Below are 12,977 nucleotides of genomic sequence, written 5' to 3'. Positions count from 1 at the left end.
GCATTTTCCCTTTACCATTCTCACCGGGGCTCATCTTTCAAAAGAATAAATAATGAAAACAAAACTATTTTTTGCATTAGCTTTCGCTATCTATACTGCTACTGCTTTTGGCCAGGCTCACACTGAAACTTTTGAAACAGAAGCGCCTTCTTCACAAAATTTTACCGATAACGGCGTTTCGTTTTCGATCATTTCTCATTTATCTATTTTTGAAATAGTTGATTTCGCCGGATGGGGCTGGAATGGAACTGCGCCGGATAACAGGTTTATCGATAACCTTGCAAATGCGCAAGCCAACGCGTCCTTTAGCATTACCGCTCCCGTTAAGTTTGCGGTAAGCCAATTTTGGCTCTTGCCCACTTATCAGTTTGGAGATGATGGGCTTCCCGCAAGTGTAACTTTTACCGGAAAATTGAATGGCGCCACCGTTTTTACGGAGACGAAAAACACAGGCTTCTTCGCGGATCAATCCAGCAACAATGGTTTTACCCTTATCGATATGACCGACCTTAACGGGAACGACCATTCAAAGAAATTAATCGATGCTTTTCAAGTTACTTTGGCGGGCGCTTATAATGCTGTGGCGTTAGATGCTTTTTCATGGTTCGATGAGGCGGCCGTTCTGCCCGTGACGTTTGGCGCGCTTGACGCTCATATTAAAAACAATGCCCTGGTAGTTAACTGGGAGACCGAAACGGAAACCAACAACAGTCACTTTAACATCGAAGCGTCACACGACGGCATTAACTTTACAACGATTGGGACAACGACTTCAAAAGCCATTAACGGCGTCAGCCATGGAAAAATTTCTTATTCATGGACTTCCGCAACCGGACTTCCTTTTTTGACGATTCCTTTGCTGGGCTTGTTGTTTCTTCCAGTGCGGCCTAGGCGCAAGGCAACCGCTTTTGGCTTATTGATCGTGTTTTGTTTAGCAAACTTTGTAACGGGTTGTAGCAAGAGCAGTGCTGATATTGAAAAAAGCGCGGCCTATTTTATACGAATTGGCCAGGTAGATAAAGATGGTACAACCGCTTACTCAAAAACCGTTCGCGTGCAAAAAGATTAACCGCAGCGTATAGCATAGCGCTGGCATCGAGCACCTATCCTATAAGGAATAGTATTATCATAACCACTGCCGTAATCGGGCCCAGCCTGCTTTTGCCGGCAGTAGCGCTTCGCAGATAAATACCTAAAGCGCTTAACAGGTGCCGGTGCTGATTATCGCTCAATATGGTCATATCGCCGGCGAGAGAAAATAATCCGAGTTTTTCTTTGGCCTGCATGATGGCCTGGTCTCCTTCGCGCCAGCTCCATTTGTAATTGAAATACCCGGTTCTCTGCCATTCAAAATAGGCTCCATCGCTAAATTGAGTGGTGGCACGAGCCTGCCATCCGAAAAGCGAAATGCGTGCTTTGGTAGTAGCGACAATGCGCCCGGTTTCCTTTTCGGAGATGGTTATTTCGGGAGACCAAACTCCTCTTCTCACGACGCGATAGTTTTGATGCGGCGTTTTCAAATCGAAGGCCCAGCCCAGCCAGGTTGATTTATAAATTTTTAAAAGCAGGTGAGGCCCTTTGCATATTCGAAAGCTGTCTTCGAAATAAGAGGTTTTGAATGTTAAAGTGTTTTGCATATGGGTTATTTTTTTAAGGAGATTTTATAAAATTTTCGTTAGCCGCTTTCAATATCACTCCGTTTTAATGATGATTGCCCAGGGTCCAGATTATGGCCTTTTCTTTAGTGGACTTAAAAATGGTGGTATGTTTTTCATTTGGCTCATCGGCGAACCGCCATTCCAGGTTAGCAGGGTTTTCAGTCTTTAGTGTTTCAGCCAATTGCCTGGTATAGGGGGCAATATCTGTAGCATTGGAGCCTGCAAACCACAATCTTTTTTCTGTTGAACGCGGCTGCTTTAACAACTCCTTTGCCTTAGTTACCAGGTAATGATTATTCCACCATAAAGAAGGATCAAAAGCTATATAATTATCAAACATTTCCGGGGCCAGGAAAAACGTTTCCATCACAAAAAGCCCGGCAGCAGATTCACCTATCAACGTCCGCTCAACGGTTGTTTGATATCTCCTGCCTATTTCAGGAAACAGTTCTTCTTTAATAAACATTCGGAACGCTGCTGCTCCGCCAACAACTGGCGCAATTTCTTTGTCCTTTTCTACGTTTGTCGGTCCCGTCAGGTCGCGCCGGCGCTGCGTATTTTGGATACCCACAAGAATCGCCGGCGGCACTTTTCTTTCTTCAATCAACTTAGAAAGTGTATTTGCTAAATGCGGAAAATCTTCCTGGATCCCCCCGTCCGCCATATAAATTACAGGCAGCGGAGTTGCTTTCATTTTATAGGCTTCAGGCGCCCACACGTTAATAACACGATGCTCTCTTAGCAGTTTTGACGGAATGCTAAAAGTATCATGTACCGGGATCGGTTCGTCAGATTGAGTTGCAAATCCACAACCAGCAACGAGGTTGCAGACACTAAAAAAAATGTAGTACAGATGTTTCATTGGATTGCTTTGGTGCGTTGGAAAAAATTTAGGCTAATTTGATTCTTACCTAATTAAATGATGTTCGCTTTTTGCTGCCGCTTTCCATAGCGTCTTTTTTCGTAACTAATACTCAATTTTAAAAACATGACTGCCGTGACGGGAATAAGCAGCGACCCCATAAGCATGTTCTCACTCCGCAACAGAGCAAAGATTGATATCAATAGCGCACCCATAAAGGCCCCTAATAGCGCCCAACCCCAATAACGCCAGCGCGCTTTCCTATTGTCGGCAATTAGCCGATTGAGCAACGGGTCGCCGATGCTGCCTCCTTTCAGGTAGTTTCTAAAATGTGCTGCAAACTTTAGCCAAACAGCCTTCTCTTCGGCGGTATTCATCTGAGCTTCGGTATCCACCTCAAAAGTCACATGTACGCAATCCTGAGAAATCATAACCGAGACTTCCGATCCCCACCTAATGGGGTTCGCCTTCCAAGCGTCGAGCCATGATGACTTTTGTTTGAGGAGCAGATGCGTCGGCGTATTTTTTATTTCACTGAAACCATATTTCTTAAAAAATTCGAAGGCCGTTTTGCTTGTCTGCGAATTGTCGGGAGTTTTGAAGGTCATCGATTTTTTCATAGATTCAATCGCCATTTTTAAAAAAGCTTCAATTGACTGTTGTTTTTCATTTAAGCGCCATCATAGATGAATAGCGTAGGGGTGGTACTAAGCAGCATCAAAAAGTTGTTTTCGTTGCATTAAAATTTCTTCCCCTTAAAGATAGCATTTTTTTGCTTCTGAGTTTGTTATTTTGATTTAGTAGAACTCCGTCAATCTTATAGGAGCGCCTCGTCGTTTTATCTCTTTTATCAGATAATATCTATGCGAAAACCCTGTTAAGACAACGATCTTTTTTTCGGGATTTTTGTTTGAAACTTGTATGATGTTTTTTGCCATCGTTTGATTTCGTAAATCCCAGAAATCAGAGAAATTGTTATATGCTTTTTGCAAGCTTATTTTAGTTCCTAACGAAGTCGTCACAAACTTCCTCGAAAATGCTTCAATTTCATTAATCACTTGCCTTACTTTATGGTATTGATAAAATTGTCTCTTCTTTACCAATTTATCGGTTCGCTTATTGTTAAACGCTTCTGCCGGCTTTTCTAAAAAGGTCTTCAACTCCTCAGTAAGCGTTTCATATCTTTTTACAATTTTGTTTTGCTTTCTAGTGAGTCGTTGATGCTTGTATAAACTATCCAGGAGTTTCTATATTATATTTTGCGCTTGCCTGATGCCTTGTTCTTTTCGATAGGCATCTCTGTTTTCAAACTCGAAGTAAGATATCACGGTCTGGGGATAGCGTTGCTTATATTGAGCCGCTGCATTTGGTTCGGTCTCTTTAGATCGATACTTTAGTTTAAAATTACTATCAAATGTATTTGCGAACAATGCGCTATCCAGTTCTAACAAGATAATGTCCGGCTTTAATTTTTCAAGGATGTTATAAAGCGTATCCGCGTTAAACTTCTTTGAAGGGAAATGATTGGTTCCAATGATCGCCACGCTACCGGGTTGAGCCTGGACGACCAGTAATCCCGTAAGAAAAAGACACGCTAAAACGATCAGGTGTTTCATGAAAAAGGGTGTTCTCAATATAAAAGGACGGCTGCTTTTTTATTTGCTTTAATTTTCCAACGGTAAGCTTTCATGCTTAAACACAAGCGGCCACTTCTTTAAAATAATAATATTCAGTTAAAGATATAAAAACCGGTATTCCCCGGCTTCGTTTTTACAGCGCTCGCCATGAAATAAACTACTACGTCCTTTGCATATACTCGGGTTCCCTAAAAATGATTTTTTTTCAATTTGGCAAAAACATACTATTTTCGCAGCAGGAAATGACCCAAAGGCTTGTGATCATCTCTGCTAATTATTGATTTTCATTTCAATAAAGATTCATCCAAAAACAATTTTCAATTTATTTTTTGTTAATCAGCATGCTAAAGCCAGTATTTGATTAATACAAGTTTACCCTTATGTATGATATATTACAATTGAACGACATGCTCGTTCCGGAACTGTTGGATATTGCTGAACAGTTGAACATTCCAGACGCCAAAAAGCTTGACAAACAAAGTCTGGTTTACCAGATCCTCGACAACCAGGCCATTGCCGGATCAAAAGGCACCGCCACCGACACCAAACCCAAAAGAAAAAGAATTGTGAAAACCACCACCTCAACCGGCACCGAAGAAGCGATCGTAGAAGATGACGGCGTTACGGAAGAAAAAGAAGAGAAAAAAGCTAAAGCGCCCGCGAAAAAAGCCAAAGCGCCCGCGAAAAAGAAAAAAGCCGCTGCTAAAAAAGAAGCAGAGCCGGTGGCCGAAAAGCCCGCATTGAAAGAAGACAAAGGCGCCAAAACAGCCACCGAAACCGATGAGTCAGAAAGCGATGGATTTGGCCTCGATCCCGCCACCGCTTCGTTTATCGAACAGGCCTTTAAAGCCACTGAAAAATTCGCCGCAACGACGCCAATCATCGATGAACCGGTTGTGAAAACCTTTAGCGCCAAAAAAGAAAAAGAACCTGCCTTTAATGTAGAGTTCGACGGCGTTATTTTGAGCGAAGGCGTTTTGGAAATGATGCCCGACGGATATGGCTTTTTAAGGTCTTCTGATTATAATTATTTATCAAGCCCGGATGATGTTTATGTGTCTCCTTCTCAAATAAAATTATTCGGTTTAAAAACGGGCGACACCGTACATGGCGCTGTTCGCCCACCGCGCGAAGGAGAAAAATATTTTGCACTTTTGAAAGTGGATACCATTAACGGAAAAAGTCCGGACGAAGTGCGCGACCGCGTGCCTTTCGACTATCTTACGCCGCTATTTCCATTCGAAAAACTGAACCTTTTCACGAGGCCTTCAGATCTTTCAACACGCATTATCGACCTGTTCACTCCGATAGGAAAAGGGCAGCGTGGTTTGATCGTTGCGCAACCTAAAACGGGTAAGACAATGCTGCTAAAAGCAGTAGCCAACGCCATCGCCGAAAATCATCCGGAGTGTTACCTCATGGTAGTGCTGGTAGATGAGCGGCCGGAAGAGGTAACAGATATGGAAAGAAGCGTAAAAGCAGAAGTCATCGCTTCTACCTTTGATGAGCCTGCAGAAAAACATGTAAAGGTTTCAACAGTGGCATTGCAAAAAGCAAAAAGGCTGGTAGAGTGTGGCCACGACGTGGTGATTTTATTAGACTCGATCACTCGCCTGGCGCGCGCACATAATACGGTGTCGCCCGCGTCCGGTAAGGTTTTGAGCGGTGGTGTGGAAGCCAATGCGATGCAAAAGCCAAAACAGTTTTTTGGCGCCGCACGAAAAATTGAGAACGGCGGATCGCTGACTATCCTGGCTACAGCGCTTATCGATACCGGAAGTAAAATGGATGAAGTGATCTTTGAAGAATTTAAAGGAACCGGCAACATGGAGCTGCAGCTCGATAGAAGGCTCTCCAATAAGCGTATTTATCCGGCGATAGACCTTACTGCATCTTCGACTCGAAGAGACGATCTTTTGTTAGATAAAGATGTGCTACAAAGAATGAACCTGCTTCGCGTTTATCTGGCCGATATGAAAACGGAAGAAGCAATGAATGAACTGTTAAAGCGCATGAAAGGCACGAAGAGCAACGAAGAATTTTTGGCGAGTATGAACTCTTAATTATTACTACCCCTATAATTAAAGCCCGGTACCGTCAAAAAGTGCCGGGCTTTTTATTTTGAACATTCCAAATGAAAACTCAGGTAAACAGGTTTTTTAACTTTTATATCGGATCTTATAAAAACTTATCCACGCCCGCATGGATGCTGGCATTGGTGATGCTTATCAACCGAACAGGGGCCATGGTGCTGCCATTCCTTGCGATTTACATGCGCGATGATCTTCATTTCTCTTTGCAGAATGCAGGCGTTGTTTTGAGTTGTTTTGGTCTGGGTTCGCTCCTGGGAAATATCGCCGGCGGCTGGCTGACAGATCGGTTAGGTAGCTTCAAAGTGCAGTGTCTGAGCCTTTTTTTGGTGGCGCCGCTTTATATTTTGGTAGGGCGGTTGCATACCGTTACAAGCCTTTCTATCGGCATTTTCCTGATCTCTTTCATCGCCGACCTGTTCCGGCCCGCCAACTCGGCGGCCATCACCAGCTATGCGAAACCCGAAAATATTACGCGCGCTTTTTCGTTAAACCGAATGGCGATCAATCTCGGTTTTTCTTTTGGGCCATTTTTTGGTGGCTTGCTGGCATCTGTTTCTTACGATTTTCTTTTTTGGGGTAATGCTCTCGGAAGCTTCCTTGCCGGCATCATCTTTTTTTTATACTTCAACAGGCGTAAAAAAAGGAATGCTGCGGTGGCTAATGATCCTGCAATTAATAACAACCAGCGCCGATCAGCCTATCGCGACGGGCCTTATATTTTTTTCGCGTTTGTATGCATGCTTTATTTCATTCCTTTTTGCCAGATCCTGAATGCTATCCCTTTGTTCTTTGATGAAAAAGCTGCGCTGACCACCGGCCAAATCGGAACAATCATGGGCTACAGTGGATTCATCATCGTTTTAACCGAAATGATGATTGTTTCTTTCGCACAAAAGCGCTTTTCAATTTATAACAGCATCCTGGTCGGTACCCTCTTTATTATTCCGGGTTATTTACTTTATTTAATTACAACTGAGCTATGGTGGCTTTATATTTCCATATCGCTGATCAGCCTGTCCGAAATGCTCGTGATGCCTTTTACCGCAACAGTCGGCGCTTTGCGAGCAGGGCGACATAACAAAGGATCTTATATGGCGCTTAACTCGCTTGGCTTTTCTATGGCCTTTATCATCACGCCATTTTTATCCACCAAAATAATTGCAGCCTATGGCTACAATGGTTTGTGGGTTGTGGATGTGGTATTTATCCTTGCAGCTTTTGCCGGCTTTGCGGCTGTCAGAAAATGGATGCCATTGCAGGAACCAGTCGGCGCCAATAACAAAGCGGCTTTGGAAGAGGCTTTTTAAACCCTGCTCCTCCATTTCGTTTAACGGTATTTTATTCTGTAAACATTAAAAGAATAACCTTTTAAAAGAAGCGTTGGTTTCTTTCCGGCCAGCCTGATACTTGCTGTTTTTGGTTGAACGGCTGCCGGATCTTTTAGGCTATTCACAGTTGTTAAATTTTCAGATGTCAAAATCGTATGCGCGGCAACCGGTTCCCATTTCCTGATGCCTTCTATTTCTAATTCCATTTTCTGCTGTTCCGGCGACGCATTTACAATTTTCAGGATGATTTCGCCGGAAGCCGCGTCAATTGCGGCTGTTGCGTATAAGCTATCCTGTCCCGCAAGGACAGCGCCGTTTAAAAGTGCAGGCACGGTTTCGGTTCCCCGATTGGTGGCGTATAATTTCTGCACGTAATAACTGGGCGAACCAACAACATTCAGGTTGTCCACCCAAATCAAATCAGGCGCCCATTGCCAGCCATCGTAATGCGCAAATAACGGCGCATAGGAAGCCATTTGCACCACATCTGCATTGCGCTCAAGCCCCGTCAGAAAAGCCGCTTCAGAAAGTGCGGCCAACCAATTGTTGCGCGTAGCGCCCGACGTACCTTGCGTATGCGAAGCATATTCGCCTGCAAAAACCTTTGAGCCATTGCGTGGATAGTTATCATATCTTTTCACCTGTTCGAAGAAAAACTGGGGCGGCCGGTAATAATGTTCATCAATAAAATCAACATGAGCCGCTCTTAACCCTTTATTTAAGAAGTCGAATTTGGCTCCCTGCGGATCAGTTCCCGAGCTGGCGATCAGTTTGATTTCAGGATGCTTTTCCTTCAGCGCTTTTTGAAATATTTTAAACCGTTCCAAATATTGGGGGCCCCAATTTTCGTTACCTACTCCAAGCATTTTTAAATGAAAGGGTTGCGGATGGCCCATCTCTGCGCGCAGTTTTCCCCACTTTGTTGAGGCGTTGCCGTTCGCAAATTCAATCAGATCCAAAGCATCATCAATGTACGGCTGCAGCTGATCCAGCGGAACAACTTCTCCCGAATTGAACTGACAGGCCATTCCGCAGTTGAGAATGGGTAGCGGTTCGGCACCGATATCATCGCAAAGTTGGAAATACTCGAAAAAACCCAAGCCAAAAGTTTGAAAATAATCAGGCGTGGAGCGATGTGGAAACTCATAGTTCCAACGATTGATGATGAGTTGCCGCTCTTCGACTGGGCCAACCGTCTTTTTCCATTGATAGCGCTGCGCCAGGTCAAAGCCCTCGACAATACACCCTCCCGGAAAGCGTACAAAACCGGGCTTCATATCTGCGAGCATTTGCACCATATCCGCCCGCATGCCACCCGGCCTTTTTTTCCAAGTGTCTTCGGGAAACAGCGATACCATGTCAATATCAATGATGCCTTCTCCTTCAAAACCCAGCCGCAGCGCGCCTTTTTCTTCTCTGGCCGCTGATTTAAAAGCGCCTTCGAGCTTTGTCCACTGTTGTTGGCCGGCGACAGGAGATAGTTTTGTGCTGCCAATCACTCCACCTTTTTGATCTAATAATTCCACCAGCAGCTCTACCTTTCCCGAAATCATTTTGTATAACATGGAAAAATCGTATCTAAGATCTTTTTTGATGCCCATGCCGCGAAAGCCTTCGTTGGTAAGCGTAAGCTGGCCCTGCTTTCTTTTATCTACCGTCACTCTTGCATATCTGGGGTTGTTTGTATGAGCTTCGCCGCGGTTCTGTATCAAAACAGATCCTTCTGAAAACGGCTCCTGGTGCAGCTTCCAGCCCATCAACGGTTTAAAAAATTCGAAAGAACGGTTTTTCACTAATTCTGCATATATACCGCCGTCAGCGCCCATATTGATATCTTCAAAAAAAACGCCCCACATCGTGGGCGAAATTTGGGCCAAAGGCTGATGGGGCTTGATAGTAAGTTGCTTTACCTGAGCGCTGGCTCCAATGCTTAAAAAAATAAGACCGGATATCAATAGTTTTTTTAGCTTCATGTCGTGGCGTATAAATTTTAGGTGATCAGTAAAACGTTAGCTGTGCAAACAATCTGTATAGGATCAAATTTAATTGTTTTTTTGACAAATAAAATAAATAATTTGTACCTTCACTTATCATTCATTTTATAGTTATCCACTGTGACCAGAGAAACGAAATACCGCCATGCGGCAAAAATTGCAGTTGCTGTTGATTGTATTGTTTTTGGCTTTGACGGAAACAGGCTAAAAATCCTTCTTGTAAAAAGAGGACTGGAGCCTGAAAAAGGAAAGTGGAGTTTAATGGGCGGATTTGTGCATGAAGGCGAAGATGCAGAGGATGCGGCCAACCGCATCTTAAAGACGCTGACCGGGTTGGAGGGCATTTACCTGGAACAGTTTCACGCGTTTTCGTCGCCGGACAGAGACCCGGTACAGCGCACCATTTCTATCGCTTATTTCGCGTTGATCGATATTAATAAATATAAAGAAGCCATTAATACAGACTTTGAAGCACAGTGGTTTCCCATAAAAGAGTTTCCCAACCTGATTTTTGATCATAACGAAATGGTGCACCAGGCACAGAAAAAGCTGCAATACAAAGCGGCATCGCATACGATTTTGTTTGAACTACTGCCCGAGAACTTCACACTTCCGTTATTGCAAACCCTTTTTGAAGATGTGTTCAACACCAGCTTTGATAAAGGTAATTTCAGCCGCAAAATGTTATCCACCAAACTGCTGATCAAACAAAAAGAAAAGGATAAAAGCAATTCGAAAAAAGGCGCTTTTTATTATAAACTGGATAAGAAACATTACCAGGAAAATCTGCACAAGATCCTGAAGCTGATCCCCAATCCAAATGGATTAATATAATTTTATTTTTTAGGGTACACGAGGTTCATCTCTTCCACCAAATGTGAGGCCCCAGCGAACTTATCTACTATAAATAAAATATAGCGGATATCCACCATTATATTTCGGCAAATAGAAGCATCATAATTTATGTCGCTCATTGTCCCTTCCCAAACGCGATCGAAATTGAGCCCGACCAAATTTCCGTAAGCGTCTAAAGCAGGGCTGCCGCTGTTTCCGCCAGTGGTGTGGTTCGAAGCGATAAAACAAACGGGCACTTTTCCATTTACTGCATACTGACCAAAATCTTTTTGTTTGTAGAGTTGGCGCAGTTTTTCAGGCACATCAAATTCGTAGTCGCCGGGTTTGTATTTTTTCATAACGCCATCGAGGTAGGTATAATATTCATAGTTTTTTCCGGTGGGAGATTGATAGCCTTTCACATTTCCGAAAGCCACGCGCAGCGTGCTGTTAGCATCCGGATAAAAATCCTTTTCACTAAAAACTTCCATCTGCGCTTTCATATAAGATCTTTGCAACTGATTGATTGCCGACTGCTTTTCATTTAAAGATGGCGCTACTTTGTTATCATACAAATTTGAAATGGACACCACAAGTTGCGCCGCTTCATCCGTTTGAAGGGCTTCAAACAAGGCATTCGGATTATTCTTTAGTTGTTGCAATACTTTAGCCTTATCGGCAAATACACTTTTTGCATACAGCGCTTCTGCCCAGGCCGCGTAATTTCCAAATTTTTTATAGGCTTCCTGCGCGTAGGCTGAAACATAGGCCGGGTGCTGGTTTTCTCGATATAATTGCATCATCGCAGCAAAAACTTCTTTATCTACTTTGATACTGAGTTCGTTTAAAAAGCCGGTCATCCAGTCTATTTCCTTTTTCAGCGCCCCCACATAACTTCCTTTGTCTCTTTTGGTGTTGAGCGCTCTTATGCGCTGCACGATCGTAAAAAGCTCAATTTTACTGGTCGTTTCGAGATAATAATCGCGCGCTAACGCCAGGGGCTTTATTTGTTCGTAAAGGCCGTTAAGCTGTGGTAGCAGCTTTCCGTAAGCAGCTTGAAGCGCGGGGTTTTTATTTACCCTGTCAGTAAAAGCCGCCTCGTATTTTAGTTTTTTGTCTACAGCATTTGTATTCGTCAATCCCAAAACTTCGCCCTGCCATTTTTTCCATGCGTTGCTAATGCCGGCATATTTTGAAGCGTATTGAATTTTTAATGCCTCATCAGTGCGCATATATTTGTCTATCACTTTTAAAGCCTTGTCTCTTATCAAAATTTTTGCCGGATCATTTACTTTCATGATTTGCTCCACAGCCTTGCTGGGCAAGTATTCCGAAGTGCGCCCCGGAAAACCAAAAACCATTGTAAAGTCTCCTTCTTTCATTCCGCTCATAGAAATAGATAAAGATTTTTTGGGCTTATAGGGTATGTTCTCCGGACTGTAGTCTGCCGGCTTATTATCTTTTCCGGCATAAATACGAAACATGCTAAAATCGCCGGTGTGGCGCGGCCACATCCAGTTGTCGGTGTCTTTTCCAAAGTTGCCGATCGCTGAAGGCGGAGCACCCACCAGCCTCACATCATTATATGTTTCTGTTACAAAAAGATAATATTTATTACCATCAAAAAAAGATCTAATAAATGCATTTTGATAGCTTTCTTTTTGCACGAGGTTTAGCTGCTGTCGTGCATTTTTATCAACTATGGATTGCCTTGCAGATTCTGTCAGATTTTGAGGCGCTCCGCTTAACACCTGTTCGGTAACATCTTCAATCCTCACTATAAATGTCACAAACAATCCGGCGTTGGGCAACTCTTCTGCCTTTGAGCGCGCCCAAAATCCATCCCTGATAAAGTTTTTATCGATAGTGGAATGGTTCTGTATGGCATCGAAGCCACAATGATGATTGGTTAGCAGCAGTCCCTGATCTGAAATAACTTCGCCGGTACAAAAACCACCAAAGCTCACAATAGCATCTTTAAGGCTTCCTTTGTTAATATCATAGATATCCGAGGCAGAAATCTTCATCCCCAGCGACTGCATGCGTTTTTCATTGAGCGATTCAAGCAGCTGCGGCAACCACATGCCTTCGTCTGCCTTTACCTTAAAAAACCCAGTTATAACAACAAATAGTAAGAGTATATGTTTTTTCATTCTTATGTTTTTCAATTTTGATCGCTTGCTGCAAGTTAATCAGGCAAACAAATTTTAAAAGCGCAGAGATCCAACAGGGGAAGTTTCATAAAGCAAATTTTCGTTCTACCTAAAGCCGCGCAGCGGAAAAATTTTTTTGAAAGAGCGCTTAGGCTCAAAAAGCTTTTTATTCGATCGGCGAAGCCTGAATCGTTATGTTTTTGTCCCCAAAGATATGTGAATAGGAGTTTCAAAATGTGGATATCCCTACGTGGAACGTGTATATGAAATGTAGATATTGGAAAGTAAAAAGTGGCAAGCAGCAACGCGCGGGTAAAAAAGTGAATTTAGATAAATTTATTACGCCAATATTAACACAAGGTAAATTCAATATGTCTAAATTTTTATCCAGCTATAGAAATCCACAATTTTGTGTATA

10 protein-coding genes are annotated in these 12,977 nt (G+C 43.1%); 4 read left to right on the top strand and 6 right to left on the bottom strand.

Annotation, left to right across the window (positions count from 1 at the left end; all coding sequences use genetic code 11):
- Positions 1 to 52 precede the first annotated feature (52 nt).
- Positions 53 to 1,069 carry a hypothetical protein gene (locus ABDK00_RS00050; RefSeq protein WP_346237455.1) on the top strand — a complete coding sequence of 339 codons (1,017 nt, stop codon included), beginning with the start codon at positions 53 to 55 and terminating at the stop codon, positions 1,067 to 1,069.
- A 34-nt stretch (positions 1,070 to 1,103) separates the two neighbouring features.
- Here ABDK00_RS00050 and ABDK00_RS00045 read toward each other — a convergent pair whose 3' ends face one another.
- The 4 genes from ABDK00_RS00045 to ABDK00_RS00030 form a co-directional block, all read right to left on the bottom strand.
- On the bottom strand, positions 1,104 to 1,637 hold the full coding sequence (locus ABDK00_RS00045) for a hypothetical protein (RefSeq protein ID WP_346237454.1): 534 nt from the start codon (positions 1,635 to 1,637) through the stop codon (positions 1,104 to 1,106).
- 64 nt (positions 1,638 to 1,701) lie between these two features.
- A complete protein-coding gene (locus tag ABDK00_RS00040; protein WP_346237453.1) occupies positions 1,702 to 2,520 on the bottom strand; it encodes an alpha/beta hydrolase in 819 nt (272 codons plus the stop codon).
- A gap of 53 nt (positions 2,521 to 2,573) precedes the next feature.
- Entirely contained in the window at positions 2,574 to 3,140 is a 567-nt protein-coding gene (locus ABDK00_RS00035; RefSeq protein ID WP_346237452.1) for a hypothetical protein, read from the bottom strand.
- Between the two features lie 627 nt (positions 3,141 to 3,767).
- The gene (locus ABDK00_RS00030) at positions 3,768 to 4,136 is read right to left on the bottom strand and encodes a hypothetical protein (protein WP_346237451.1); all 369 of its coding nucleotides are present in this window, start codon (positions 4,134 to 4,136) and stop codon (positions 3,768 to 3,770) included.
- A gap of 401 nt (positions 4,137 to 4,537) precedes the next feature.
- On the opposite strand from ABDK00_RS00030, the gene rho reads away from it, so the two are divergent.
- Together rho and ABDK00_RS00020 are read left to right on the top strand one after the other, a co-directional pair.
- Positions 4,538 to 6,220 carry a transcription termination factor Rho gene (rho, locus tag ABDK00_RS00025; RefSeq protein ID WP_346237450.1) on the top strand — a complete coding sequence of 561 codons (1,683 nt, stop codon included), beginning with the start codon at positions 4,538 to 4,540 and terminating at the stop codon, positions 6,218 to 6,220.
- Between the two features lie 71 nt (positions 6,221 to 6,291).
- Positions 6,292 to 7,557: an MFS transporter gene (locus tag ABDK00_RS00020; RefSeq protein WP_346237449.1), complete on the top strand. Its 1,266-nt coding sequence runs from the start codon at positions 6,292 to 6,294 to the stop codon at positions 7,555 to 7,557.
- A 20-nt stretch (positions 7,558 to 7,577) separates the two neighbouring features.
- Here ABDK00_RS00020 and ABDK00_RS00015 read toward each other — a convergent pair whose 3' ends face one another.
- Entirely contained in the window at positions 7,578 to 9,551 is a 1,974-nt protein-coding gene (locus ABDK00_RS00015) for an alpha-L-arabinofuranosidase C-terminal domain-containing protein (RefSeq protein WP_346237448.1), read from the bottom strand.
- 141 nt (positions 9,552 to 9,692) lie between these two features.
- On the opposite strand from ABDK00_RS00015, the gene ABDK00_RS00010 reads away from it, so the two are divergent.
- Complete coding sequence (locus ABDK00_RS00010; RefSeq protein WP_346237447.1) at positions 9,693 to 10,406, top strand: NUDIX hydrolase; 714 nt, start codon at positions 9,693 to 9,695, stop codon at positions 10,404 to 10,406.
- A gap of 2 nt (positions 10,407 to 10,408) precedes the next feature.
- On the opposite strand, the gene ABDK00_RS00005 is transcribed toward ABDK00_RS00010, so the two are convergent.
- Positions 10,409 to 12,559 (bottom strand): S46 family peptidase, encoded by a 2,151-nt coding sequence (locus ABDK00_RS00005; RefSeq protein WP_346237446.1) that lies wholly within the window; start codon positions 12,557 to 12,559, stop codon positions 10,409 to 10,411.
- Positions 12,560 to 12,977 lie beyond the last annotated feature (418 nt).

The organism is Niabella insulisoli (genome assembly GCF_039652435.2).
GTDB classification, from domain to species: Bacteria; Bacteroidota; Bacteroidia; order Chitinophagales; family Chitinophagaceae; genus Niabella; species Niabella insulamsoli.
The sequence above is the reverse complement of the archived record's forward strand: the minus strand, read 5'-3'. Positions and strand labels throughout refer to the sequence as shown.